Origin of the sequence: Flavobacterium sp. (assembly GCF_004211145.1) — a bacterium.
Lineage (GTDB): Bacteria > Bacteroidota > Bacteroidia > Flavobacteriales > Flavobacteriaceae > Flavobacterium.
Map to the genome: position 1 here is coordinate 1 of NZ_SEBS01000016.1, position 26,736 is coordinate 26,736.

Annotated in this window: 20 protein-coding genes; 8 read left to right on the forward strand and 12 right to left on the reverse strand. The window is 48.0% G+C overall.

From position 1 onward, the window contains the following. The 6 genes from rpsB to EOO50_RS09235 all read left to right on the forward strand — a co-directional run. A partial coding sequence (gene rpsB, locus EOO50_RS09210) for a 30S ribosomal protein S2 (protein WP_290839449.1) occupies positions 1-345 on the forward strand: 345 nt, incomplete at its 5' end. Between the two features lie 118 nt (positions 346-463). Further along, on the forward strand, positions 464-1,288 hold the full coding sequence (gene tsf / locus EOO50_RS09215) for a translation elongation factor Ts (protein ID WP_290839451.1): 825 nt from the start codon (positions 464-466) through the stop codon (positions 1,286-1,288). Between the two features lie 396 nt (positions 1,289-1,684). Then, positions 1,685-3,814 (forward strand): RICIN domain-containing protein, encoded by a 2,130-nt coding sequence (locus EOO50_RS09220; RefSeq protein WP_290839453.1) that lies wholly within the window; start codon positions 1,685-1,687, stop codon positions 3,812-3,814. A 127-nt stretch (positions 3,815-3,941) separates the two neighbouring features. Next, complete coding sequence (locus EOO50_RS09225) at positions 3,942-7,670, forward strand: TraB/GumN family protein (RefSeq protein WP_290839456.1); 3,729 nt, start codon at positions 3,942-3,944, stop codon at positions 7,668-7,670. Beyond that, positions 7,670-8,233 (forward strand): DNA-3-methyladenine glycosylase I, encoded by a 564-nt coding sequence (locus tag EOO50_RS09230; RefSeq protein WP_290839458.1) that lies wholly within the window; start codon positions 7,670-7,672, stop codon positions 8,231-8,233. Before EOO50_RS09225 ends, EOO50_RS09230 begins: the two co-directional genes overlap by 1 nt. Continuing rightward, the gene (locus EOO50_RS09235) at positions 8,233-8,907 is read left to right on the forward strand and encodes a queuosine precursor transporter (protein ID WP_290839460.1); all 675 of its coding nucleotides are present in this window, start codon (positions 8,233-8,235) and stop codon (positions 8,905-8,907) included. The genes EOO50_RS09230 and EOO50_RS09235 overlap by 1 nt, the downstream gene beginning before the upstream one ends. 2 nt (positions 8,908-8,909) lie before the next feature. On the opposite strand, the gene EOO50_RS09240 is transcribed toward EOO50_RS09235, so the two are convergent. The 5 genes from EOO50_RS09240 to EOO50_RS09260 form a co-directional block, all read right to left on the reverse strand. After that, the gene (locus EOO50_RS09240; RefSeq protein ID WP_290839462.1) at positions 8,910-9,536 is read right to left on the reverse strand and encodes a hypothetical protein; all 627 of its coding nucleotides are present in this window, start codon (positions 9,534-9,536) and stop codon (positions 8,910-8,912) included. 202 nt (positions 9,537-9,738) lie between these two features. After that, complete coding sequence (gene ald / locus EOO50_RS09245; RefSeq protein ID WP_290839464.1) at positions 9,739-10,830, reverse strand: alanine dehydrogenase; 1,092 nt, start codon at positions 10,828-10,830, stop codon at positions 9,739-9,741. An 80-nt stretch (positions 10,831-10,910) separates the two neighbouring features. Next, positions 10,911-11,546, reverse strand: coding sequence for a leucyl/phenylalanyl-tRNA--protein transferase (gene aat, locus EOO50_RS09250; RefSeq protein ID WP_290839466.1), 636 nt, complete (start codon positions 11,544-11,546; stop codon positions 10,911-10,913). Positions 11,547-11,600: 54 nt separating this feature from the next. After that, entirely contained in the window at positions 11,601-11,990 is a 390-nt protein-coding gene (locus tag EOO50_RS09255; RefSeq protein ID WP_290839469.1) for a DUF3127 domain-containing protein, read from the reverse strand. 16 nt (positions 11,991-12,006) lie between these two features. Continuing rightward, positions 12,007-12,885 carry a flavin reductase family protein gene (locus tag EOO50_RS09260; protein WP_290839471.1) on the reverse strand — a complete coding sequence of 293 codons (879 nt, stop codon included), beginning with the start codon at positions 12,883-12,885 and terminating at the stop codon, positions 12,007-12,009. Between the two features lie 561 nt (positions 12,886-13,446). Between EOO50_RS09260 and EOO50_RS09265 the strand changes: the two genes are divergently transcribed. Continuing rightward, a complete protein-coding gene (locus EOO50_RS09265; RefSeq protein WP_290839473.1) occupies positions 13,447-14,595 on the forward strand; it encodes a HAMP domain-containing sensor histidine kinase in 1,149 nt (382 codons plus the stop codon). A 120-nt stretch (positions 14,596-14,715) separates the two neighbouring features. Here the strand turns inward: EOO50_RS09265 and EOO50_RS09270 are convergent, their stop codons facing one another. The 4 genes from EOO50_RS09270 to greA all read right to left on the reverse strand — a co-directional run bounded on the left by EOO50_RS09270 (position 14,716) and on the right by greA (position 18,542). Continuing rightward, complete coding sequence (locus tag EOO50_RS09270) at positions 14,716-14,985, reverse strand: carboxypeptidase-like regulatory domain-containing protein (RefSeq protein ID WP_290839475.1); 270 nt, start codon at positions 14,983-14,985, stop codon at positions 14,716-14,718. A 137-nt stretch (positions 14,986-15,122) separates the two neighbouring features. Then, positions 15,123-17,426 (reverse strand): choice-of-anchor J domain-containing protein, encoded by a 2,304-nt coding sequence (locus EOO50_RS09275; protein WP_290839476.1) that lies wholly within the window; start codon positions 17,424-17,426, stop codon positions 15,123-15,125. A gap of 191 nt (positions 17,427-17,617) precedes the next feature. Continuing rightward, on the reverse strand, positions 17,618-18,016 hold the full coding sequence (locus EOO50_RS09280) for an HIT family protein (protein WP_290839559.1): 399 nt from the start codon (positions 18,014-18,016) through the stop codon (positions 17,618-17,620). Between the two features lie 49 nt (positions 18,017-18,065). After that, on the reverse strand, positions 18,066-18,542 hold the full coding sequence (gene greA / locus EOO50_RS09285; RefSeq protein WP_290839477.1) for a transcription elongation factor GreA: 477 nt from the start codon (positions 18,540-18,542) through the stop codon (positions 18,066-18,068). 214 nt (positions 18,543-18,756) lie between these two features. Between greA and EOO50_RS09290 the strand changes: the two genes are divergently transcribed. Further along, the gene (locus EOO50_RS09290) at positions 18,757-19,182 is read left to right on the forward strand and encodes a hypothetical protein (protein ID WP_290839478.1); all 426 of its coding nucleotides are present in this window, start codon (positions 18,757-18,759) and stop codon (positions 19,180-19,182) included. Here the strand turns inward: EOO50_RS09290 and EOO50_RS09295 are convergent. The 3 genes from EOO50_RS09295 to EOO50_RS09305 form a co-directional block, all read right to left on the reverse strand. After that, positions 19,179-21,458 (reverse strand): GH92 family glycosyl hydrolase, encoded by a 2,280-nt coding sequence (locus EOO50_RS09295; protein WP_290839479.1) that lies wholly within the window; start codon positions 21,456-21,458, stop codon positions 19,179-19,181. The genes EOO50_RS09290 and EOO50_RS09295 overlap by 4 nt on opposite strands. After that, a complete protein-coding gene (locus EOO50_RS09300; RefSeq protein WP_290839481.1) occupies positions 21,455-23,743 on the reverse strand; it encodes a GH92 family glycosyl hydrolase in 2,289 nt (762 codons plus the stop codon). The genes EOO50_RS09295 and EOO50_RS09300 overlap by 4 nt, the downstream gene beginning before the upstream one ends. Positions 23,744-24,335: 592 nt before the next feature. Then, on the reverse strand, positions 24,336-26,678 hold the full coding sequence (locus EOO50_RS09305; protein WP_290839483.1) for a TonB-dependent receptor: 2,343 nt from the start codon (positions 26,676-26,678) through the stop codon (positions 24,336-24,338). Between the last annotated feature and the right edge of the window lie 58 nt (positions 26,679-26,736).

The following is a 26,736-nucleotide window of genomic DNA, read 5'->3' on the forward strand; positions in this document are numbered from 1 at the left end:
GCTGAACACATCGCAGTAAAAGAAGCGCAGAAATTAAACATTCCGGTTTTCGCAATGGTAGATACCAACTCCGATCCACGTGAAGTTGACTATGTTATCCCTGCAAATGATGACGCTTCCAAATCAATCGACAAAATCCTTTCTTTGGTATCGGCTGCCGTTATCGAAGGTTTGAGCAACAGAAATTCTGATGCCGCTTTCGACGATGCTGCTGAAGGAGAAGAGTCAGAAGTAGCAGCTCCGGTTGCAGCGGCAGAAGCCCCAAAGGCCGAAGCAGCTCCAGCAGTTGAAGCTACAACTGAAGAAGCTCCCGCAGTAGACGCTGAAGCTAAAACTGAAGAATAACAAACAATTCAAAGATTGAAAGATTTAACGATTAAAAGATTTGCGGTTAACATTCAGTTGACTTCGGGTCTGAATCTTTAAATTTTTCAATCTTTTCATCTTTTAATAAAAAAACAATATGTCAACTATCACTGCTGCAGACGTAAACAAACTACGCACCGCTACCGGAGCTGGTATGATGGACTGCAAAAAAGCACTTGTTGAAGCCGATGGCGATTTCGACAAAGCAATTGAAATCCTTCGTAAAAAAGGACAAAAAGTAGCCGCAAACCGTTCTGACCGTGAGTCAACTGAAGGTGCTGCTATCGCTGTTGTCAATGCCGACAAGACTGAAGGCGTTGTCATCACGTTGAACTGCGAAACTGACTTCGTAGGTAAGAACGAAGGTTTCGTTAAATTGGCTACAGATTTAGCTAACCTTGCGATCCAATTCGACTCTAAAGATGCATTCCTTGCCGCTGATTTCAACGGACTTACAGTTTCAGAGAAATTGATCGAGCAAACAGGCGTAATCGGAGAAAAAATCGAGATCGGAACTTTTGAAAAACTTTCAGGACCTTTCGTAGGATCTTACATCCACGCAGGTAACAAGATCGCTACATTGGTTTCATTGTCTGCCAACGTTGCCGGAGCTGAAGAAGCTGCACGTAACGTAGCGATGCAAGCCGCTGCGATGAACCCGATTTCACTTGACGAGTCAGGCGTTGACGCCGACACTGTCGCGAAAGAAATCGAGATCGCAAAAGACCAATTGCGTCAGGAAGGCAAGCCGGAGGCTATGCTTGACAATATCGCAAAAGGAAAATTGCAACGTTTCTTCAAGGACAACACGCTTGTAAACCAGGATTACATCAAAGACTCTTCAATGAACGTCTTGTCGTATGTAAAATCGGTTGATGCAGGCCTTACCGTAACCGGTTTCAAAAGAGCCGCTTTAGGTTAATCATAATTCACGATTGATAAGAACCCTGCTTGAAAGAGCGGGGTTTTTTGTTTTTGGGCGCATCGGCGGCTTGGACGTATTTTCCAGGTTCGCGATTTTAAAAAAGCCGCCGTCGGGCTACCGCTCCAATCTTTTGCGCAGATTGAATTTCCCCAGGATCACGAATTTTTTGCCCAAAAGGATTTCCACTTGTATCCCTTGCGCACTTCATCATCCAAATCAAAACACTACAAAATCCCAACGCGACGACTCGAACGACGATTGCCAAACCGCGTCAAAACTGACGATTCCGTAATTGATGGGTTTTTGTAAAGTAGCAAATTGTCCACATCAGCAAAATAAAAAGGTAATTTTAAGATAACCGTAAAATCTTATTTTATCCAAAACCTATTTATTATGCACAAGATTACATTTAAAGGCCTCGCCACGGCCGCCATCTTTGCGTTGCTTCCAACAGCGGACGCCATTTCACAAACCGTAACGCCCTGGCTTACCAAAGGCGACCAAACCGCACTTCTCGCACAACAGGGAAATGTTTCTTTCGGCGCAAATTCGGGAACCAATCCGTCCACGGTAACCGTTACGCCCGGAACTACGTATCAAACCATCGACGGTTACGGCTGGTGTCTCACTCAGGGTTCCGCCGAAGTCATCTTCAACATGGCCGCGACCCAACAAAACAATTTGCTCCAGGAACTTTTCAACCCAAGCACGGGTTTGAGTTCGTCGGTCGTGCGCATTTCCATCGCGGCTTCCGATCTGTCGAATTCGTCCTACAGCTACAACGAAACCTCGGGCGACACGAACATGAACAACTTCAGCCTCAACGGTCCCGACGCAACTTATCTGATCCCGATTCTAAAGAAAATCCTGCTCATCAATCCGAACATCAAAGTGCTCGCGACACCATGGTCGGCGCCTCGCTGGATGAAGACCAACAATTCCTGGGTCGGCGGAAGTCTACAAACCCAATATTACGCGGCCTACGCACGCTATTTCGTAAAGTATTTCCAGGCGATGCAAGCCCAAGGCATCAACATCTGGGCAGTTACGCCCCAAAACGAACCTGAAAATCCGTACAACGAACCCAGCATGCTCATGACGTCGGCCCAACAAAAGGATTGGATCAACAACCATCTCGGACCTCAGAAAGCCTCGGCAGGGTTCGGCGGCGTTAAAGTCATCGCGTTCGACCACAATTGTGACAATACCGCTTATCCGATCGACGTGCTCAACAACAGTTCCTATGTCGACGGCGCGGCCTTCCATCTTTATGCGGGAAATATTTCGGCAATGTCAACCGTTAAGAACGCGACGAACAAAAATGTGTATTTTACCGAGCAATACGTGGGCGGCCCAGGCAATTTCTCAGGAGATTTCGGCTGGCACATGCAAAACGTCATGGTCGGATCGTCGAACAACTGGTCAAAAGCCACACTCGAATGGAATCTCGCCTCGAATCCAAGTTACGGCCCGAGAACGCCGGGCGGCTGCACGACTTGTATGGGCGCGGTTACGGTAAACAACAGCACGAGTTTTACAAGAAATTCGCCGTATTACATCATTGGGCAATTCTCGAAATTCGTAAAAACAAATGCGCAACGCATCGGCTGTTCGAGCTCGAACGGATCGATCCACGCAACTGCCTTCAAAAACACCGACAACTCGATCGTCACGGTCATCTACAACGCCGGCGCGCAGAACACGATCAAAGTCGTCTCGGGAAGCAATGCGTTCAATTATACTGTTCCCGCGAGTTCGGCAGTGACGTTCAAATGGATTCCGACTGCCGCTCCATCGGGATTTCCGGGTTACTACAATTTAATCGCGCGACACAGCAACAAAGGCCTCGATGTCGCCGACAATTCGACCACGAGCGGTTCGCGTATCCAGCAATGGGATGTCACGAGCGGCGGCGGAGCCAATCAGCGTTGGAAATTCGAAGATGCTGGCAACGGGAATTATTACATCCGCGTCAAATCGACCCAGATGTATCTCTCTCCCGCCAGCAACAGCGCGGCCGACGGTGTCAAAGTCGTGCAAAAGACATTCGCCTCGACGAACGATTTCAAATGGCAGGTCGTCAGTGTCGGCAGCGGCTTTTATCGCATCACGAATGTACTCAGCGGCAAATCGCTCGACGTGCAGGACGTTTCGACCGCCAATGGCGCCGATATCCAGGTCTGGACGTATGGCGGCGGAAACAACCAGCAATGGTCGCTCGTTCAAGTCGAGAGCACCGCGCGTCCAACGTCGGAAACATTCCAAGAAATCGATTCGCCCGAAGAAACCGTCGGCAAACTCGCCTTCGTTTATCCGAATCCAACCTCGAGTGTCGCGACGCTTTACGTGAACGAACCTTCATCGTACGCGATCTTCAACCTCACGGGCGCGATGGTGCAGAAAGGAAAAGTTATTGCGGGCGACAACGAACTCGATGTAAGCGCGCTTTCGGCAGGAAGTTACCTGATCAGGCTTGAAACGTCAGGAGGCAAATCCCAAACACTGAAATTATCGCGGTTATAAACTCAAGACGATCAAAAAGGCTCCATTTTCGGGGTCTTTTTTTTGCGTTTATACTTTGTAAGGCAGTATAAGAGTTATACAAAGTATTGCTACATTTACGGAACAGGCATTTCGCAAACATCGAATTTTGAAAAAGTATCACTTCCTCTTGTTGCTGCTCGCCGCGTCGGCAATCGCCCAACCCAAGAAATACCAAAGCCTTCTTTGGGAAATTTCCGGCAACGGGCTTGCGAAAAAATCGTATCTGTACGGTTCGATGCACGTGAGCGAAAAGGTTTCCTATCATTTGTCGGACGCTTTTTTCAAGCATTTGCTCGCGTCCGATTACGTGGCGAACGAGAGCGACCCGTCAACCTGGATCGGATTGTACGATGTGATGGGAACGCCCGCGTACCAAAATTACATGTACGCGTCAAACGGTTTCTATTCGCAGTTCTACCAACAGCCAATTACGCGTGAAGACTTGTATCCGCTGTTCGTGAGCAACAACAACATCATGAATAATTTGTTGTTCCGAACCAACGAAAACCAAAAGGATTACCAGGAAGACACGTATCTCGACATGTTCATTTACCAAACGGGCAAGAAATACAAGAAGCAGGTTGTCGGGCTCGAAAACGCCAAGACGTCGATGCTTTCGATCATGGGCGCTGAAATGGGCAACCTCACGCCGCGCGAGGAAAACATGCAAGCCATCATGAAACTGCTCAAGGACAAGTCGTTCAATCAGGCGCTTCTCGATTATTATCGCGACAAGAATCTCGACATGCTCGATTCGCTCTACACGCTGGCCACGCCCGACGGATACTTCAAGGCTTTGATTCTGGACCGAAACCAGGTGATGGCCAAAAGCATCGATTCGATCGCCAAAAAAGGCAGCCTGTTCGCGGCAGTCGGAGCGGCTCACCTGCCCGGAAAAAACGGTGTAATCGAAATCCTGCGCAAGAAAGGCTACACGGTTACGCCCGTTGTCGACGCCTACACGCAGCAAGGCCGAAATATAAAGAAGCAAATCGACGAATATTTCATCAAACCCGAATTTGAAACACGCGCTACCGCCGACGGCATGATCCGTTTGCCGATGCACGCCCAACCTATTTTCAGTTCCGACAACATCGATACGCCCGATCTCGCGAACGGCGGCATCGTAAACCTCAAACGCATTCCGTTGCGCGATTACCTGCGGAAGGACGAGATGGCTTTCAGTGCGAATACGCTCGACAGTCTATTCTACGAAAACATTCCCGGCGACATCCTCGAAAAGAAATATTTCACCGACGACAATTACACCGGCTACGATATAAAAAGCCGCACCAAGACCGGAAACACACAACATTACAAGTATTTCATCACGCCTTTGGAAGTGATCTGCGTGAGCATGTCGGGCAACGGAAACTACGTGAGGCAATATGAAAATGAGATTTTCAACAATATAAAACTCAAGAAAAACACGACGGGTTGGGAAACCGTCACGCCCGCGAAAGGCGGATTCTCAGTGAACGTACCGTCTTATTTCACGCTGTACGGCAACCGCGATTCGAGCAATCCTGAGAACATCGAACTCAATGCGTGGGACGAAATAGAGAAAGCCTGGTATTTTTTGACCGAAAAAACGTTGTCCGACAATTCGCAACTCGAAGAAACAGCGTTCGAACTCAAGCGCATGCAGGACGAATTCTACACGCAATTCGACGCAACGACTTCGGTAAAGGAAATCGCGCGTTCGCCAAACAGCTACGAATCCCAATCGAAGATCGGAAACCGCGAAATCCGATTGAAAACCGTAATCTCGGGCCAAAAATATTACATGCTCGGAACCGTGAAAGCGTCGGCCCAAAGCACCGAGAAGTTCTTCAGATCGTTCGCGATACAACCGTTCAAGTACGAAAGCCAAACGCGAAAGTTTACTGACAGCCTCGGCCGCTTCAGCATTGAAATCCCTGAAAAACAAAACGAGAAGCTGTTTTGGAAGATCAACAGCCCAAAGTCGTTCGTGAATCCGTACGACACCGAGATGGAGAACAAGTTCGAAAGGTTCGAGAAGCAGTTTTCGTTCACCTCGGCATCGGGAAAAAACGTAACGCTGAGCGCCTGGGAAAGCCATCGCTACGATTATGCAAAGAACCGCGACTCGCTCATGGTCAACCTCAAGAAGAAAATCTATGAGGATTTCGACCAGTTCGACGCGGATGAAAATAGCGCGACGGTCGACATCGACAATGTAACCGTCGCAGCGTATATCGCCGATCCGCGACAATCGAGCGGACAGATTCCTGATTCGTCCTGGGACGCGGTTTTCGAAGCCAATTCGAACTCAAAAAAGAAAGCCGACCTCGTAAATCTGACATCCGAAAAGGAAAACTACGACGACGCTCGAAAGCTTTACACGCTCGACGTCATGGCCCAAAAGCAGAATTCCCAACAAGCCGTAAAATACAAGGTTTTCATGCAGGACGGCAATATCTGGTGGCTGCGCGCGCTCGTCGAGAAAGATTACCGGAATAACGACGTGTTCATCGAGAAAATCGCCGATTCGTTCACGCCTCAAGACGGGAAACACAATTTTTCGATTTTCGACAAGAAGACGAAATTGTTCTTCGAAGACGCGCGAAGCGAAAACGACACGATCCGTTTCTCTGCTTTGCAATCGGCGTATATGGTCGATTTCGAGAAAGAGGATTTACCGCAGCTTAAGACGTTTTTGACGACATTCAATTTCCGCGCCGACGAAACCCAGGCGATCACGACGCTTCTCGAAAAAATCGGACGAATCAATGATCCCGAGGTGATTCCGTTCCTCGAAAGTTGTTATAAGAAGGACGATGTGAATACCGCGATGCAACTCTCGGTGATCAGAGGTCTGGCGAAACAAAAATCGAAGGCCGCTTACAAGAAGATCATCGAATTGCTCGAATACGATTTGCCGTTATCGAACAATAGGTACGAGATTTCAAGTTTGTTCCAAGTATTCAACGCCGATCCTGAAAACAGCAAGGCGCTTTTCCCCGAAATTTTCCAATTTTACGGCGTCAAGGAATATCAGGAACCGATCGTGTCGTTCGCATCGGAACTATTCAAGCAAAAACAAGTCAATCCGAGTAAGGGAAAAAGTTATAGAAAACTGTTGCTTACGGACGCGAAACTCGAATACAAGCGCGTCGCCGCGTGGAAATCCAAATCGAGCGACGGCAAGGACGACGAGTATTTCACTTCTTCTCCGGCCGAGGAACTCAAATCCTACTGCATTCTTCTATATCCGTTCAAGAAGGAAAAAGCGGTTGCGCAATGGTTCGAAAAAGTCGAGAAACTCGAAATCGCCGAGATCAATCTCGAACTCGTACGACTCGATCTCACAAACGGAAACATGCCGAATCCAGCCATAGTCTCAAAATTATTCGCCGATCCGAAAACAAAATTCACGACATATCGCCTGCTGCTCGACAACAAAAAAGATGTCCCGAAATGGACGGACGAAGAAATCGCGCTCGCCGCCGTGAACACTGCAGGAACAGGCAACAATTTGTCAGGCGACATACAACTTGTCAAAAGAACCGAGGTCACGAAAGACGGAGAATCGATCTCCATATTCTTCTACAACGCGAAACCAAAGGAAAAAATACAGCCGTTCGCAGCGTCTGAAAACTCGCTTGTTGCGGTCGCATTCATAAACGCGAAAGGAAACATAAACCCGAAAGCGTGGAAAATCGTCGGGGTCAGCCCAATCGCCGACCTGACGAACCTCGATGCCGAATGTGAAACCATCATCGACCGACTTCAGAACGGTTCGCATTCGCGCGCGTCCTTCGGCAAGCAAAAAGACAACGGATTCCCAAGTTATCTCGAAGAAGAATTCTAATGGAAAAGACACGTTGCGGCTGGAGCGGTGCTGACCCTATTTACATAAAATACCACGACGAGGAATGGGGCGATCCGGTTTTCGACGACGCAAAACTGTTCGAATTCCTCCTACTCGAAACGTTCCAGGCGGGATTGAGTTGGCTTATGATCTTGAAGAAACGCGAGAATTTCGCAAAAGCATTCGACAATTTCAACTACGAAAAAGTCGCCAGATACGACGACGAAAGAATCGCTGATTTAATGTCAGACACTGGAATCGTGCGCAACGGCGCCAAAATAAAAGCGGCCGTGACGAACGCCCGGGCTTTCATGGAAGTCCAAAAAGAATTCGGAAGTTTCTCGAATTACATTTGGGGATTCGTCGATCACAAGCCAATCGTAAATACAATGCAATCGCATAAGGACGCGCCCGCCACGACGCCACTGTCTGACGAAATCAGCGCCGACCTGAAGAAACGCGGGTTCAAATTCGTGGGTTCGACAGTCGTGTACGCGCACATGCAAGCCACGGGAATGGTCGATGACCACGTCGATGATTGCTGGAAGAAAACCAAATCCTGATGTTCAAGACAAAAAAAGACACGCTTTACGTAATCCTCGCGGGGATTTTCATCACAAACGCTATCGTGGCCGAACTCATCGGGGGCAAACTGATTTATGTTGGCGACACCGTGATGAGTATCGGGATCTTGCCTTGGCCTATCGTTTTTATCACGACCGATTTGATAAACGAATATTTCGGGCAAAAAGGCGTCAGGCGGCTTTCGTACATTACCGCAGCGCTGATCGTGTACTGTTTTGTCGTGTTGTATTGTGCGTTGCAGATTCCGTCGGCCGATTTGAAAGGAAATGTGACCGACGCGCAGTTTTCGGCCGTGTTCGGACAAAGCCTTTGGATCATCGTGGGCAGCATCATCGCTTTTCTGGTCTCACAGCTAATCGACGTTACGATCTTTCACTTCGTCAAGAAACGCACGGGAAAACGCCTTATTTGGCTGCGCACGACGGGATCGACGGTGATTTCGCAACTGTTCGACAGCTTTATCGTGTTGGGAATCGCTTTTTACATGACGGGAAAGATCGATTTCGACACCTATATCAAATCGGGATTCACAGGTTATACCGTAAAACTGGTGATCGCTGTCTTGTTGACGCCTTTGATTTACCTGGCGCATTGGGCGATCGATAAATTCGTACACGAGGAATCCGATGGCACGACTGACGTTTCCGATTAGCGTTATTTATTGATTTCCACGCGGATTTCCTTCGTTGCGAAGTCGCCTGCGATCGTATCCATATATTCGATCTTGAAATTAAATTGGCTTTTGTTTATTTTCGAGATCCTGTCCTTGTAACTTTCTTCGCCGTACAGGTCATTGCTGGCCAACGGGACCCATTTTTTGGTTTTCAGGTCGAATGAAAGAATCGTGATCTCGACATGGGTTCCGATCCACCAATTGGTTTGAAAGATTATTTCCTTAAAGCCGTCCTCGTCCAGATCCTCGATCGACTCGACTGTTCCCCAAAGCGTATCGTCAACTTTGAAATCCGGCAGACTGTTTGAAAACCTGACCGTGTTGAAGCAGTCGTTGTCGACGCAACCTGCGAAATCCATTTGGTCGGGAAAATCTGGATTCTTTGTTCCGAAGTATTTTGGCGTGAATATGAAAGCCGTGTCCTGAACCGCATCAAAATCGATGTCTCCGATTGGAAATGCTTTCCAATTTGCTTTTATGATAACGGGTTTTCCCGAAGTTTCTTTAACCGATTTCGACTCTGAATGTTTTTGATCGCACGCGATTGCCGATACGAACATTGCTGAAAGAACGATTTGGAATAAAGTCGTGAATGTAGGCCGTTGCATTTCGTGTCAATTTACGCGAAAGTACACTTTTTCCCGAAGCGCGATTCAGCGATCGTGGTCTAGCCCAGATGGAAGTGGTTAGCCCACAGGATTGAAGCCCAGGTTTTTAGGAATTGGCGCGGCGACCAACGGAAGCCCGACGCGAATTTCATAAAAACCGGGCTTTAGGCCGAGGACTAATAGCGGACAGCTGGATCAGCTTCTAAACCTTCTCTGCAAAAAAGTCCTTAATTTCCTCATACACGATTTCGCCTTCGACGATGTTGAGGCCTTTCGCAAGATCGGCGTTCTTTTGGCAAGCCAGTTCCCAACCGAGGTTCGCGATCTTCAAAACATACGGCAACGTCACGTTCGTAAGCGCCAACGTCGATGTGTACGGAACCGCGCCCGGCATGTTCGCTACGCAATAATGCACGATGTCGTCGATGATGTACGTCGGGTCTTCATGGGTCGTGGCGTGGGTCGTCTCGAAACAGCCGCCCTGATCGACGGCAACGTCTACGAGAACGGTTCCCGGACGCATTTCCTTGAGCATGTCGCGCGTGATGAGTTTGGGCGCTTTCCCGCCTTTTATGAGAACGCCGCCAACGATGAGATCGTGGTTCTTGATATGGCGCCTGATGTTGTATTCGCTTGAATATTCAGTAACGACGTGGCTCGGCATTACATCGTTCACATGTCGAAGTCGTTTCATGTTGATATCGAGGATCGTCACGTGCGCGCCAAGACCCGCAGCCATTTTCGCGGCCTGCAATCCGACGACGCCGGCGCCCAAAACCAGGACTTTTCCCGGAGGAACTCCCGGAACGCCTCCGAGCAGAACGCCTCGGCCTTTGATTGGTTTCTCTAAATATTTCGCACCTTGTTGAATCGCCATTCTGCCTGCGACTTCGCTCATCGGCGTGAGAAGCGGCAATGTTCCTTCGGCATCTTCGACCGTTTCGTAGGCGATACAGACGGCTTTGCTTTGGATCATAGCCTCGGTGAGTTCCATGCTCGAGGCGAAGTGGAAATATGTAAACAGGATTTGACCTTCCTTGATCAGCGGATATTCTTTCGCGATCGGTTCCTTGACTTTCACGATCATGTCGCTGATCGCGTACACGCTTTCGATATCGGGCATGATTTCAGCACCGACCGACGCGTAATCCTCATCAAAAAAACCGCTTCCATCTCCTGCCGATGCCTGAACATAAACCGTATGCCCGTATTTCACCAATTCATAAACCCCTGCAGGTGTAAGCCCGACTCGGTTCTCATTGTTCTTTATTTCTTTAGGCAATCCTATTTTCATGGGGTTAAAGTTTAAGATTTGACCAAATATATTTCATTACCCCTTAAAAAAATAGGGTTATAAATTATTTTCGATGAAATTTATGATTTCAACGCCCTAATGAATACTTCTCGCGAAATTTCGGCACATCCCAAACTTGCCAAGTGGTCGTTGTAGAGCTGGCAATCGAGAAACCGATAATTTTGGCGCTGAAGATCGCGCGCGAAAGTAATGAACGCGACTTTCGACGCATTCGAGACACGCGAGAACATACTTTCCCCACAAAACACATTCCCGAGATCGATTCCGTACAAACCTCCAACGAGTTCATCGTCCAGCCAAACCTCAACTGATTTAGCGTGTCCGAGTTCGTGTAAATGGATATAAGCGCGTTTCATTTCCTCGCTTAACCAAGTTCCGACCTGACCTTTTCGCGGCGCACGCTGGCAGTTCGTGATTACGCCTTCGAAATCCTGGTCGTACGTGACTTTGAAGACATTTCGGTTCAGGACGTTTCGCATGCTTTTGGAAACGACGAGGTCGCCGAACTGCAGAATCATCCTTGGATCGGGCGACCACCACAAGATCGGGTCGTCGTCGTTGAACCACGGGAAAATGCCGTTTCTATACGCGAGCAGCAACCTATCGGGTGAAAGATCACCACCGACGGCAAGCAATCCGTCAGGATCGGCGTCCTCGACAGGCGGAAAATAAAGCTCTTTGGTTAGGAAATACATGCTATAAAAAACCCGGCTTTATGACGGCCGGGCTCAACTTGGATAGGTTTTTTTCTAGAACGGCAAATCGTCGTGCTCTTCTTCGTTGATATTCTGCGCAGGCGCGAACGTCTGTGAAGCCGGCATTGGCGGTTGCTGTTGCTGGTTGTATTGTTGCTGTGGCGCCTCGGCTTGCGCTTTTTCGATTCTCCATCCTTGGATTGAGTTGAAGTAACGCGTTTCGCCTTGCGGGCTTACCCATTCGCGTCCGCGTAGGTTGATCGAAACTTTCACTTCTTCGCCCGGGCGATAATTGTTCAACAAATCGCATTTGTCCTGCGTGAACTCGATCATGATGTGTTGCGGATATTGCTCGTCAGTTGTAACGACCAATTCTCTTTTCCTGAACGATGCGCTCACTTGCTGCTCCTGGCCGATGACCTTGACTTTTCCTGTAACTTCCATCTTTTCTATATTAAAATTAAACTCTTTTTGCTAATAAGACTTTCCACGCCGCCTGCACGTCACCGTTGTCGATGTATTCTTTGGCGAGTTCGTGCTGCTTGCGCTCGTCGGTAGAACTAAGCACGCCTTTGACCTCGAAATCCTGCTTTACAAAGATAGCGACTTCCTCATGCGTAGGCAAGGATTCAACGTTGCCTAAAATGCCAAAATCATTGCCGTTGAACACGTCGCTTTCAAGGATTTCACTCGGGATCGAATCGACTCCGATGCCAAGCGTCGTAAGCGGTTTCGGAACTTCGAACAAGCCTTGGTTCGAACGCGAATACCAATTGGCGCCCAATCGGGAAACCAAGTCGATTTTGTGTTGATCGATGTTTCCGTCGGCATCCAAAATTTTCTCGCTGATGTGCATTTTGAGCACTTCGCAGATAATCAGGTTTCCGGCGCCGCCTTCAGTTCCGAGCGCGATGATCTCGTTGACCTTACATTCGAACTGCACGGGCGATTCGGCCACGCGGAACGGCTTTACCAGATCAGACGCAACAGCCGTCAATCCCGATTTCACGAATTCGTTCACGCCATCAGGATATTCGGTACTCGACAACGATGCTTGTTGCACGATGTCGAAATTCACGACATTTATCACGACTTGTTTCGTCGCCTGCGCATTGAGCAACGTGTGCTTTACCGTATTGTCGCGCACGCGCCTCGAAGGCGAAAAAATCAACACGGGCGGATTTGAGCTGAACAGGTTGAAAAAACTGAACGGAGACAAATTGGGTTTCCCGTTTTCATCAACCGTACTCGCAAACGCGATAGGCCTCGGCCCGACCGCCGACTGCAAATAACCGTGTAGTTTTTGGGTGCTGAGCTCGCCCGGAATGATGCTGATCATTTGTGTTTTGGCTTTGGACAAATGTAAGGAATTGGGCGTGGTTGGAGTACGTGTTTTCTGCCGAAGTTATTAACTTTTTGATGCGTTGCGCTAAAGACACGGCCGCCCCTTTGGACACGCTTCGCTTAGGATTCGAGACCTCAGCACGGACATTTTAAGTTCAAGTAAAAATTAAATTGAACTCGGCGAATAAACGTATCCAACAAGCGGCTAACTCATGAGTTCACGACTGCGCAACACCTATCAAACGTTTGAAAAAATCAGAGAATACAGAAACTCGCCCCGATCAAATAAAGTCAATTTCCACTTTAAGATCAATTCATTATCTACAACGCGAACAATACCAAAACGAAGCATGTCCAAAAGCCACCGCGTCAAATAATCTATTCATTAATCCAAAAACCCAAAAACAACCTCCCCAACGAAAACAAATCCAAAGCGAAGCGTTTCCCCAGCGCAGCGTCTCCAAAGCGCAGCGTGTCCAAAGGCGCAGCCGTGTCCAAAGCGAGCCGTCTCCAATAATCAAATCAATTATTCGTTATCTTTACACAAATCCAAAATATGCAATTCACCGACAAACGCACCGTCTCGCGTTGGATCATCATCGGACTTTCATTCATCATCGTAATAGCGATTATCCTGAACGTATATTCGTTCTTTCAGGAACTCAAGACCGAGGAGCGCGACAAGATGGAACTTTGGGCCGAAAGCCAAAAATCGATAAATAACGCCGACGAAACCCAGGACATCGGGCTGCCGATCCAGATCATCCAAAAAAACAAGACGATTCCTATTATTTTGACCGAGAACGATTCGGTGATCAGTTCGGCGAATCTCGATCCCGAAACTGAAAAAAGTCCCGAAAAGCTCGCTGTGTATTTGAACAAATTGAAGAAGGAAAATGAACCTATCAAGATGGAAATCTCGGCCGGAAAGTCGCAATATCTATACTACGGGAATTCGTCCCTTCTCAATAAACTCAAGTATTATCCGATTCTTCTGTTCGCGATCGTGATCCTTTTCGCGATCGTGGTCTACAACTTTTACCGAAGCCAGAAAATGTCGACCCAAAACAAATTATGGGCGGGAATGGCCAAGGAAACCGCGCACCAGATCGGAACGCCGCTTTCATCTCTCATCGGATGGATCGAAATCATGAAGGCCGACGATGTCGACGAAACCACGGTGACTGAAATCGAAAAAGATGTCGTCCGACTCCAAACCATCGCCGACCGTTTCTCTAAAATCGGATCGGAACCGGCACTCGAAACCCGCGACATCATTGCCGAGACGCGCGCGTCGTATGATTATCTGCAATCGCGTTTTACGGGAATATCTTTCACATTTAAAGCGCCTACGAAAAAGGTAATGGTATCGTTCAACCCGATTCTGCACAGCTGGACGATCGAAAACCTCGTCAAGAACGCCATCGACGCGATGAAAGGCCGCGGAAAGCTCGAAGTCCGAATCGAGGAAGATTCAAAATTTATCAAGATACAAGTTTGCGATTCAGGAAAAGGCATTTCAAAAAGCCAATTCAAAAAAGTGTTTGAACCCGGATTCACGACCAAGAAACGCGGCTGGGGATTGGGATTGTCGCTTACCAAACGCATCGTCGAGGATTATCACAAAGGCAGGATCAGAGTATTGTCGTCCGAAATCGGGAAAGGCACGATCATGCAGGCAAGTTTTCCGAAAGTAGTCCAATAGCAACGATTACGTGGATTGCGCCAAACCGTTTTTAATTAGCCGGACCTAGTTTTACGATCATCGTATCTCGGGTTTCCGTATCTAAAAATTCGGCGTTATTGCGATAATTATCGCGAATGGTCAAGGTTTCGTAATTTTCTTTGGTAAACGTGATGGAGTAATCGGTATTACAACTCGCAAGACCGCAACTGAAATTTTAAAAATATTGAAGTAGCCTTCGCTGTCGGTAACATCTGTTTCACTTCCCTGATCTTCAGACTTCATCTTTACGTTAACGCCGGCGATCGATTGCCCGGTTTCTGAATCCTGAACGACGCCGTCGGACCCAACTTCTTTATCGCACGATATAAATACACACAGAATCGGGATCAGCAACAATACTTTTCTCATTACTTTTTTTTAGCAGAAGGCGGATTTTAAAAAAGGTTGCGTCTTGAAAAACGCACCACAAATCGTATCGGTTCCGTCGGTCAAAAAAAAAAAGGCCACCCATTACAGGCAGCCTTTTTCAAATATCTAAAAGCGAATTACTGTTTCGCAATCTTGATTGTCTTCGTTCCGTTCGCCGTAGCGATTTTCACGATATACGTTCCGGCGTTTAGCGAAGAAAGATCAAGCGCAGCCTCGTTAGAGTTGATCGTTTTCTTGATCACTTGCTGACCCAAAACGTTGTAAACCGAAGCTTCGGTCATGTTCTCAGCCGATGAAAGGTTGAACATATCCTTAACCGGGTTCGGGTAGAAAGAGATGTTTTTCGCCGAGAAATCAGGAGTCGAAAGACTTCCCGCTTTCAATTCGAAATCGTCGAAGCTCAAATACCAAGGCGTTCCGTTTGCGCTGACATTTAACCCGAAGTAATAAACTCCGGTTGAAGCCGGCGTGAACGTACGCGTGATTTTCGTGTAAGCCGTCGGAGCGAATTGTCCCGCTGAAACAACCGGCGTTCCAACGACAGTCGAACCAGTCCCGTTTTGTGCTGAATTTACAAGTACCGACAAATCCCAATCGTCATACGGTTCATCAGCCGAATCTTGGAAACTCGCATACCAGAAGCTGAACTCGTATGGTTGGTTCGCCGAAAGCTCAAAACCTGGCGTCCACAATTTTTCATTCGTCGCAGTCCATGCGTTTGTCACGAAATTGTTTCCTGAATGAGCGTCCGAATCGTAAGCCGTAGTAGCGTTGACCGACGTTCTCCAGTCTCCGTTTTCTTCACTCCAACAACCTGGGAAAGCATTTGTACCAACAGTCGTGACACCTTCAAAACCTTCAGTCCAAGGCAAATTCGCAGCGGCAATCGCCACACATGGAGTCGTGAATGTGATCGGGTTGCTCCAAGCTCCGACTGAACCCTGGCAAACGTTTCTTACCCAAACCTTGTAGCTTGAATTCGGAGAAACCGGAATTGTCGCCGAGTTTGTCGCAACATCAACGGCAGTAAGTGAAAATGGATCGACAACCGTCGTAGCTCCGATTACATATTGATACGTCTGTCCGACAGCGTCCCAGTTCACGATAGCGGAAGAAGCCGTGACGATTCCCGTTGCAACACCAGTTACGTCGGCGCAAGAAGGCAGCGCTTCCCAAACCGCGTTGTCGATGCTCACGTATCCGTAAGTCGTCGTGAAAGCCGCTTTGAACGCCACGAAATTTGCCGTTGAGGCAGCCGTGAAGTTTACCGCGAATTCCTGGAACGTCGTTGTCATCGTAATGGTTTGAACCGATGTAAAGCTTGTCGCATCGGCAGGATTCGCCATCGTACCGACTTGGAACGTCGTCCCCGCAGAACCTTTAACCCAAAAACGCAGACGGTGTGTTTGCGCACCTACGTTGTTAAGAGCTGGAGAAATCGCGTAAAGTGAAGCTGTCGCAGCTCCCGAATTACCCATGCGCAACGCCTTTGTCCCGGCGTAAACGTCAGATGTAGAAACATATACGTACGACCCAGAGTCGGTAGAAACGATATTTTTAGACCAACAACTCGGCATCACCGTAGCAGTCGCGGTCGATTCGAACGTTTCATTGAAAGCAGACACGGCAGCACAAGGCGTCGTGAACGAATACGGGCCGGCCCAAGTGCTCAGATCTCCATTCCCACAGTTCTTGCGAACATAGAATTGGTACGTCGTGTTCGCCGACAAATTGGCGATAGTGGAAGAGTTCGTCAACGCGTCGATGATCGTTCCGTTTCCTTGGGTGAATCCGGTCGGGCCATACTCCACTACGAAGTTTCCTGTTCCCGTCCAGCCCAAAGTCGCGCCTGAAGTCGAAAGGTTCGATGCTGTGAGCGCTGTCGGGGCGATGCAGCTCGGCATCGAATCGCTGACGGCGTCGTCAACGTACAATTCGAATTCATTGGTTCCGGTAGCGTGGATCGCGATGTAAACGCTTTGTCCGATGTAATTCGAAAGGTCAAATTCCAATTTTGTCCAAGTCACAGGAGCTTCCTGAGTCGCCTGAAGCACCGTCGTGAAAGCGGCCGCCGTCGCCGTCGTCGTAGACAAACGGACATCGTAAGGCTCCAAAAACGAAGTCGAACGCGATTTTACCCATAAGGAAAAACGCGTCGTAGAAGCTGTAACTACTGCAATTTGAGGCGTAATCAAATAATCGTCATGGGCAACTGAACCGTAAACGATGCGTGCGGCATTGGCTCCACTGTGAGCGCTGCCAGTAATAGAGGCCGAAACTTCCCAACCGTTGGGATCGCCTTGGTTGATTGCCGACCAACCCGTAGGTAAAGTTGTGGCGGCATCGAAATTTTGTTGGAACTGCGCATTGGCTTGTAAACCCGCTGCGGCAACCAACATGGAAAGAATAATTTTCTTCATGCGTAATAAAAATGTGGGTTAAGTTAAAAAACGCGCTAATGTAGCCATTCAAAGGATTTTCCTACGTTAAAATTCCCACGTTTTTAAGACTTTAACGCTTGCAAACACTGGCACTCGCGTTATTTTACTGTAAATGAGGCGAATAAAAAAAGCCGCTCAAATGGCGGCTTTTTAAAGTATTATATGTGAGTTTATTCGGTTAAAAGGGCTGCACGGATATCTTTGACGACCTGTTCGAACTCCTCTTTTTCGAGTTTCACTTTCTGCTCGAAACGCATTTCATCCATGTGGTTCAATGGAATCAGGTGAACGTGCGCATGCGGAACTTCAAGCCCGATCACAGCCATCCCGACGCGTTTGCACGGAACCGCTTTTTCCAGTGCGATCGCGACGCGTCTTGAAAATTTCATCAAGCCTTCGTACAGATCGGCATCGAGGTCGAAAATCTTGTCGACTTCCTGTTTCGGGATACACAGCGTGTGGCCTTTCGCGTTTGGATTGACGTCGAGGAAAGCGAGGAAGTTTTCGTCTTCGGTGATTTTATAGGCTGGAATTTCGTTGTTTACGATTTTGGTGAAAATGGACATGATTTGATTTTTAGACACGCTGCGCTTTGGACACGCTTTGCTTTAGAATTGATTAATCGCGTGAGATTTCGAGGACTTCGAATTGAAGCGTCCCGTTTGGAACCGTGATTTCGGCCGTGTCTCCGACTGATTTTCCGAGCAAACCTTTTCCTATAGGCGATGTGACTGAAATTTTTCCGGCTTTAAGGTCGGCTTCGCTTTCGGCAACGAGCGTATAAGTCATTTCCATCTTGTTCGCCTGGTTGCGGATTTTCACTTTCGACAACACTAACGCCTTTGACGTATCGAGTTGTGATTCGTCGATCAAACGCGCATTGGCATGCAATTCCTCGAGTTTCGATATGCGCATCTCAAGCAATCCCTGCGCTTCTTTCGCGGCATCGTATTCGGCGTTTTCGCTCAAGTCACCCTTGTCTCGGGCATCGGCTATATCCTGTGACGCTTTCGGGCGCATCACGCTTTTTAGGTGGTCAAGTTCTTCACGAAGTTTTTTAAGTCCTTCTTCGGTGTAATAAGATACTGCAGTCATAATTCGGTGTATTTTTTCATTCGTCCTGCGGAACATTTTCCCGCTCAGGTTCATCTATATAAATAGAAAAAATCCCACTCGCACGGGATTTCCTTGAATGCAAAGATAAAGGTTAAACGTTATATATTCGCTGGCGTATAATTATATGTTAATCGTACGCATCCCAAATTTAAATAAATTAAATTTGACCACAACATTTTTTTAATTTTTTAAAATGAAACGATTTTTGGCGCTTTTGCTATTGCCTTTATTGTTTGCTTGCGACGATTCCGGTTTCAACAACAACAATCCGTATATTGAAAATTATACGTTCTCGGTCGACCTCAATTTGAGCCTTCCGCAATACAGCGCGCTCACGATTCCTGGCAACGGACGCTTCATTGGCGGATACGGCGAACGCGGCCTGATCGTTTTCTACACGGGCAGCGGCTATCAGGCATATGACGCGGCTTGCCCGAACCAGGAAATCTCGTCCTGTTCCACGATGGTGATCCAGGGAATCAGCGCGGTTTGCCCCTGCGACGACGCCGAATACAACTTATACACAGGCCAATATTCGGGTCAGGAATCGGGTTATGATTATCCGATGAAACCGTATCGCGTCCAGGTATTGCAAGGTTATCTTCGCATCTATAATTAATTCTTTTCGGTCGACAGCGAGTACGGAGCGTCGTCCTCGCTCGTTCCTTTTGTAAGATTAGGCTTATTCGACATTTCGAATCGGATCTCCATTCCATTTTTGAGTTCAGAATGTCGGAGGTAATTTTCAGAAAACGGCTTCCCGTCCTTCGTCGCACTTTTTATGAATCTATTTTCCGATGAATTCGCTTCGGCAAAAATCGAAACCTTCTTTGCGCCATCGAGCGAAATCACGGCCTTCTTAAACAAAGGCGCGCCGATCACATATTGGTCGCTCGCCGGAGTTACCGGATAGAATCCCAACGCCGAAAACACGTACCAAGCCGAGGTCTGGCCGTTGTCTTCGTCCCCGCAATAACCGTCGGGCGTCGGCAAATACATGCGGTTCATGATTTCGCGCACCCAATGTTGACTCAGCCAAGGTTTCCCCGCATAATTGTACAGATACGGCATGTGCTGGATCGGTTGGTTGCCGTGAGCGTATTGGCCCATGTTCGCAACCTGCATCTCTCGGATTTCGTGGATCGTGCCGCCGTAATAGGTGTCGTCGAACTTCGGCGGAAGCGAAAACACCGAATCGAGTTTCATCGCAAATTTCTCGCGTCCGCCCATCAAATCGATCAAACCTTTCACGTCATGGAAAACACACCAGGTATAATGCCACGAGTTGCCCTCAGTAAACGCGTCGCCCCATTTGTACGGATTGAATGGTGATTGGAATTTCCCGTCCTTGTTTTTTCCACGCATCAAGCCCGACGATTTGTCGAATAGGTTTTTGTAATTGAGGCTTCGTTTTTTGTAGAGTTCGATTTCCTTCTTGGGGCGTTTTAAAAGTTTCGCCAATTGATAGATCGCGAAATCATCGTATGCGTATTCGATCGTGCGCGCGGCATTTTCGTTGATTTTTACATCGTACGGAACATAACCGAGCGTCTTGTAATAGTCGGCACCGAAACGCCCCACGGCTTCCATCGGGCCGGCATTGTTCGCGCCTTTGAGCAACGCCTCATACAATTTTTCGATATCGTATCCGCGAAGTCCTTTTATGTAAGCTTCCGACACGACTGACGCCGAATTGTTACCGACCATGATGTCGCGATAACCCGGACTCGCCCATTCCGGCAACCAACCGCCTTCCTTGTACGCATTGACCAAACCTTCCTGCATCTTAGTTCCCATTTCGGGATAAACCAAATTCACGAACGGGAAAAGCGCGCGGAACGTGTCCCAAAATCCCGTGTCGGTGAACATGAAACCGGGCAGGACTTTTCCGTTGTACGGACTGTAGTGGAATGGATTTCCGTCTTTGTCGAACTCGTAGAATTTGCGCGGAAACAAGACGCTTCGGTAAAGACACGAATAGAACGTCCGCATCTGGTCGATGGTTCCGCCCGAGACTTTCACCTTGCCCAGAACGTCGTTCCACTGGTTTTTGCCTTGTTGCTTCGCGCTTTCGAAACTGTGGTTCTCAACTTCCTTCAAATTGAGTTCGGCCTGTTCGAGGCTGATGAACGACGAGGCGACGCGCATCACGATCTGTTCGCCTTCAAATGTCTTGAATCCGACGACGGCACCTGAATGATCGGCTGTGAGTTCCAAATTTCCCATCGTAAATTTATCGCCCGAAAAAGTGCCCAAATAATTGAATTTACGCTCGAATTTAATCACGAAATAATTCTTGAAATTCGCGGGAACGCCGCCTGAATTCTTGGTCGTGTAGCCGACGATCTTATTTTCGGACGGAATCACTTTCACGTACGAACCCTTGTCGAACGCGTCGATGACCACGTTCGCAGAATCGGATTTCTTAAACGCGAATCGGAAAATTGCGGCGCGATCCGTGGGCACGATCTCGGTCGTCATGTCGTAATCGGCGAGATACGCGCTGTAATAATACGGTTTCGCGACCTCGGACTTGTGCGAGAAGAAACTCGCGCGATCGTCTTCCTTGACTTTTATTTTCCCGACGGTCGGCATGATCGAAAATTGGCCGTAATCGTTCATCCACGGCGACGGTTGGTGCGTTTGCTTGAAGCCTCGAATCTTCATGTCCTGATAGCCGTACATCCAGCCGTGCCCCATTTTATTGGTTTGGGGTGACCAGAAATTCATGCCCCACGGCATCGCGATCGCGGGATAGGTGTTTCCGTTTGAGAATTCGGGTTTGGACATGGTTCCGATAAGCGGATTTACCCATTCGACGGGATCTTGGACCTCATCGACCATTTGGGCCGAAGCCGAAAATCCAATGAGTAAAAGGAAAATTATTCTCTTCATTTGCTAGGTTTGTTGGTCATGTAAAATGTAAGTTCACCTCCGTTTACGAGTTGGGAATGTGAAATGAGATCGCGCGGAATCTCTTTGCCATCGAGTTCGATTTTGCTCACGTACACATTTTTCTCCGATTGGTTTTTGGCCGAAATCACAAGCGTTTTTCCATTCTCGAACTTCAAAGTCGCTTTTTTGACGAGCGGGCTTCCGATCGCGTATTGGTCGGAACCAGGAGCGACGGGATAAAATCCTAAAGACGTGAAAATATACCACGCGCTCATTTGCCCGGCGTCGTCGTTTCCGCCCAAACCGTCGGGACCGGAATGGAACATCTTGCGCAAAATCATCCGCACGCGTTCCTGCGTTTTCCAGGATTGGCCCAGATAATCGTACAAATACGCGACATGATGGCTCGGCTCATTTCCGTGGACGTAATTTCCGATGATGCCGTCGCGTGTGATGTCTTCAGTGTTTTCGAAGTATTTATCGGGCAATTGCATCGTGAAAAGGGAATCGAGATGGCGTGTAAATTTTTCCTTTCCGCCATTTAATTCGGTCAATTTCGCGACATCGTGCGGGACGTACAAACTGTAATTCCATGCGTTGCCTTCGATGAAACCTTGGCCGTGCGTGTCGAGCGGATCGAACTCTTTTTTGAAGGTTCCGTCGGCCAACTTCGGACGCATGAATCCTGATTTCTTATCGAATACGTTGTTGAAATTCTGGGCTCGTTTCGCGTATGTTTGGGCGACTTCAGTGTTTCCGATATTCTTCGCAAGTTGGGAAATACACCAATCGTCGTAGGCGTATTCGAGCGTTTTTGAAACGGACGCGCCGCTTTTGTCTTCGGGCACATAACCCATTTTCACATAATCCCCGATTCCGTCGTTGTAATACATGTTCGACGAGGAAATACACGCCTCAAGCGCCTTTTTCGTGTCGAAGTTCGCGTTTCCTTTCGCCACGGCGTCGGCAATAACCGAGACCGAGTGATAACCGATCATGCACCAATTCTCGTTGGCATAATGAGACCAGATCGGCAACGCGTGATGCACCGATTGGTCGTAATGCGCTAGCATCGACTTGATCATGTCCGAATTGCGTTTCGGCTGCACCAAATTGAACAGCGGATGCAACGCGCGATACGTATCCCAAAGCGAGAACGTCGTGTAGTTCGTGAGGCCGTCGGCCCTGTGCACGTTTTGGTCGAGTCCTTTATATTGCCCGTCCAGATCCATGTACGTCGTCGGATTGATGAAGGCGTGATACATCGCCGTGTAGAAATTGGTTTTGTCGTCTTCGTTTATGGTCTCGACGGTGATTTTGTCGAGTTCCTTTTCCCAAAGTTTCTGCCCGTCCGACTTCGCTCTTTCAAAATCCCAATGCGGAATTTCGGCTTTCATGTTGGCCAAGGCGCCGGCCGATGAAACGGGAGAAAGCGCGAATTTGATTTTGACTTTTTCGCCTTCGGACGTCGCGAAATCGAAATACGCTTTGAGTTTCGGGCCCGCGGCTTCGGGGAAATTTTTCGATTGGTCGAACTTGCGCCAAAAGCCGTTGTAAATATTTTCGGTATCGTAATTTTTGATGCCGTAATTTTTTATCGGCTTTGAAAAAGACATCGCAAAATATACGGTTCGCGTCCTCGCCCATCCGTTCGTTTGCCGGTAACCCGTGACCAACGTGTCGTTTTCGATTCGGATGTAGGTCCAAACATTCTTCTCTTCGTGATTGTAAATGTTTGCCATTAAATCCAAAATGATGTGCGCCTGATCGGACTTTGGAAATGTATATTGATGGAAGCCGACGCGCGTCGAGGTTGTCATTTCGGCCATTATATTGTCGTCGTCGAGTTTGACTTTGTAGTAATTCGCTTGGGAGATTTCTTTGTCGTGCGAGAATTTCGAGCGATAGCCTTTCTCGGGATGATCGGCAGTTCCTGGATTCAATTGTAATTTCCCGACGGTCGGCATCATCAAAAAATCACCAAGATCCGAATGGCCCGTTCCGTTGAAATGCGTGTGCGAAAAACCGACTATAGTTTTGTCGGCATATTGGTAACCAGCGCAATATTCATAGACTTTGCCGTTGTATTTGCGGTCTTTTTCAAACGCGATCGTATCGGTTTCAGGACTCAATTGCACCGACCCGAACGGAACTGTCGCGCCTGGAAAAGTGTGTCCCATTTTCGCGGTTCCGATGAGCGGTTTTACGTAGGTGAACTTTGGTTTCTGTTGGGAATAGGCGCTAAAAATAGCGCAAAAGGCAATCGCGGAAAGGATTTTTTTCATGTGGTTGTGTTGGGAGCCTAAAGGTAGGGAAAATGAAAATGCACAATGGAAAAAAGCCTCGGTGAGATTTAACAAAATACGCAGAAAATGTGTAATTCAAGTTGGGTGGATTTTGGTATTTTTCAGACCTAACAGGTTTTGAAAACCTGTTAGGTCTTCCGCGCGCGCGAAGCAACCCAACCGCAAAAATCCAATTCGAAACAAGACGTCCTACGTCACGCGAACCGTTACTTCAAATTCCATCCGCAACATGCCGTATAAAACTTCGTGCATTCGTGGCAGAAAACCAAAAAAAAATCCCAACAGCAATAACCGTCGGGATCACATCGCAGCTTATTGGCTGGAAACTTTAACATTATCTACGGTATTTCTATATCCAGCCTAACGATTTTTTTCGGAGGGACAACAGCGACCCCTCCCCGGTCACAAGTTACACAATCACAAAAACACGGCGCAACATAGAAAACGCAAACTTTCTTAAAATCAAGTAACTAAATAACTTGGAAGAACTTCGCGCCCTCGGTCAGAAATCCAGCCAAAAAAAATCCCGACCAGCCAAAACCGATCGGGATTTACAACTAAACTCATATAACTAAAACTTCAAAGTTAACCCGACCAAGAAATTAATCCCGGCCTGCGGATAAAAACCGGCACCTTCATACGTCACATTCGCATCGTCATACGTATAAAAATACCCATTCGATTCGTACTCATAATCGAAAACATTGTTTACCAAACCTGATAAAACGATCGACCTGAAAAACCACTTTTCCTTCCATTCGTACGAAATGTTGACATCCGAAGTCGCGTAACTGTCAAGCTTCGACATCTCAGAATCGATATTTCCCATATATTGCTCGCCCACGAATTTCGACAAAAGCGAAATCTGGAAATAAGCAAAAGGCGCAACCGTTACGATATTCCCGAAGACGACATTCGGCGAAAACGCAATGTCCGTATCGCCCAGATTCGTCAAAACACCGTCGCGTTGAAATACGAAATCCTGGTTTTTGTTTGAACTTACCGTGACGTTCGGACGGATAGAAACCGCTTTTGTCACCGAAATCGCCGCATCGGCCTCAATTCCCAAACGGTAACTCTTGCCGCTGTTCTCGCGTATCGGATTTCCGACATCGTCAAGCGCTCCGCTCAAAACCAATTGGTCGTTGTACTTCATATAATATGCGTTCACATTGATTTTCGCCTTTGGACTCGCGTAACGCCAACCCAATTCGAAATCATCCAATTGTTCCGGACGCGGGCTTCCGTTTTCATAGTCGGTGCGGTTGGGTTCGCGGTTGGCACGAGCATACGACGCATAAATGTTGCTGCGATCTGACGCTGAAAACGTGACACCGGCCTTCGGGTTGAAGAAATCGAAACGATCGTTGACGAATCCGGTTTCGGCCGAGTTCGCATCATAAGAAACGCGCCTGAACTGCAGATCGGCAAAAAGATTGAGTTTCGGAACGATCTGGTAATTCACCTTGGCAAATACGTTCCCGTCTTTTTTGGTGGCCCTGTCGAAATAATATTCTTGCCCATACTCCAACAGCACCAAACTGCGTGTCCACAACACTTTCCCAAAATGATCGCCATCGTACTGATTCCAGCCGCCTCCGACTATCGCGTCGAATTTGGAATCCCTATAATTGATCGAAAACGTCGTTCCGTAAAAATCATTGTCAAGCCATTTCTGGTCGATCAGATCGCTGTTGAAAATCGGAACTCCGTCAATGAGTTGTGAAGGAATTCCGTAATCAGACAAGGTTTCGCCGACGCGGTAATTCTCATAATAACCTTTCCCGATCGTATAATGCAATGCCAAAGCCGAACTCCAACGCTCGCTCCATTTTTGCGTCCAATGCAATTGGTAATGGTCTTGTTGGTAGTTGTCGGTTTGGTTGTCGTAGAAACGAGTGACGCCGTTATCGTCGACGTATTCGCCCGCGCTGTTATAGGTTCGGTCGCTTCGCAGTTTTTCCGGGTCTTCGAGGCCGTTCCAGGATTGGTAGGTTTTCTCGGTTCCGCCGAAGACGAGCGCCTTGACGAGCGTGCCTTTGTTGACGTACGTTCCCTGCAAAAAGTAACCTTTGAGCTTGGAGAACGCGCGATCGATATAACCGTCGGATTCGATGTTCGACAAACGTCCCGCAAGCTCGAAATGGTTTCCCAAAAGTCCCGTGCTGAATTTCACCGTGTGTTTGCGCGTGTTGAAACTTCCGAATGAATTCGAGATTTCGCCCGCGGCTTTCTCCGAATACGAATCGGTGAGCACATTTAAGCTGGCTCCGAAAGCGCCCGAACCGTTCGTTGATGTTCCGACGCCTCGCTGCAATTGCAGACTCTCGGTTGACGACGCGAAATCAGGCATGTTGACCCAGAACGTTCCCATGGATTCCGAATCGTTGTACGGAACGCCGTTTACGGTTACGTTGACGCGCGTCGCATCGGTTCCGCGAACTCGGATTCCCGAATAACCGATCCCGTTTCCTGCGTCGGAAGTCGTGACCACCGACGGCAAATAGTTGAGCAAAAGCGGGATGTCCTGACCCAGATTTCGCTTGGCGATTTCTTCTTTGGAAACATTCGTGAACGTAACCGGAGTCTTTGAATTCGCGCGCACCGACCGCACGATCACCTCATCGAGTTTTTGTGTCGAAGTCGTGTCTTTTGGTTGTTCTTGCGAAAATGCGCTGAGTGAAAAAAGCAACGCGGTTACAGAGATGACGTTCGCGTGAAGGATGGAAGCGGTTATCCTTTTGCAAGAACCTGGAAGGTTTGGCAAAAGATAAAAGCGCACAGCCTGACGGCGGCTTGAAAAATAGTTGTCATTTCCCGGCTCGCCATGGCCGCCGGCACGCCCAAGATTTAAAAAACTGACACCTTCGTGCCTTCGTGCCTTCGTGGCAAAAAAATAAAATAAAGATTTCATCCGTAAAGAATTACGAATAAAAGGGGGAATTATTCTTGGTTATAAATTGGTTTTGCGA

Coding starts and splice junctions, on each gene's coding strand:
- EOO50_RS09260 (WP_290839471.1), bottom strand. CDS start 12,885: ATGATCAGCATCATTCCGGGCGAGCTCAGCACCCAAAAACTACACGGT.
- EOO50_RS09270 (WP_290839475.1), bottom strand. CDS start 14,985: ATGAGAAAAGTATTGTTGCTGATCCCGATTCTGTGTGTATTTATATCG.
- EOO50_RS09255 (WP_290839469.1), bottom strand. CDS start 11,990: ATGGAAGTTACAGGAAAAGTCAAGGTCATCGGCCAGGAGCAGCAAGTG.
- EOO50_RS09235 (WP_290839460.1), top strand. CDS start 8,233: ATGTTCAAGACAAAAAAAGACACGCTTTACGTAATCCTCGCGGGGATT.
- EOO50_RS09275 (WP_290839476.1), bottom strand. CDS start 17,426: ATGAAGAAAATTATTCTTTCCATGTTGGTTGCCGCAGCGGGTTTACAA.
- EOO50_RS09305 (WP_290839483.1), bottom strand. CDS start 26,678: ATGAAATCTTTATTTTATTTTTTTGCCACGAAGGCACGAAGGCACGAA.
- EOO50_RS09295 (WP_290839479.1), bottom strand. CDS start 21,458: ATGAAGAGAATAATTTTCCTTTTACTCATTGGATTTTCGGCTTCGGCC.
- EOO50_RS09300 (WP_290839481.1), bottom strand. CDS start 23,743: ATGAAAAAAATCCTTTCCGCGATTGCCTTTTGCGCTATTTTTAGCGCC.
- greA (WP_290839477.1), bottom strand. CDS start 18,542: ATGACTGCAGTATCTTATTACACCGAAGAAGGACTTAAAAAACTTCGT.
- EOO50_RS09220 (WP_290839453.1), top strand. CDS start 1,685: ATGCACAAGATTACATTTAAAGGCCTCGCCACGGCCGCCATCTTTGCG.
- ald (WP_290839464.1), bottom strand. CDS start 10,830: ATGAAAATAGGATTGCCTAAAGAAATAAAGAACAATGAGAACCGAGTC.
- EOO50_RS09265 (WP_290839473.1), top strand. CDS start 13,447: ATGCAATTCACCGACAAACGCACCGTCTCGCGTTGGATCATCATCGGA.
- EOO50_RS09230 (WP_290839458.1), top strand. CDS start 7,670: ATGGAAAAGACACGTTGCGGCTGGAGCGGTGCTGACCCTATTTACATA.
- aat (WP_290839466.1), bottom strand. CDS start 11,546: ATGTATTTCCTAACCAAAGAGCTTTATTTTCCGCCTGTCGAGGACGCC.
- EOO50_RS09290 (WP_290839478.1), top strand. CDS start 18,757: ATGAAACGATTTTTGGCGCTTTTGCTATTGCCTTTATTGTTTGCTTGC.
- EOO50_RS09240 (WP_290839462.1), bottom strand. CDS start 9,536: ATGCAACGGCCTACATTCACGACTTTATTCCAAATCGTTCTTTCAGCA.
- tsf (WP_290839451.1), top strand. CDS start 464: ATGTCAACTATCACTGCTGCAGACGTAAACAAACTACGCACCGCTACC.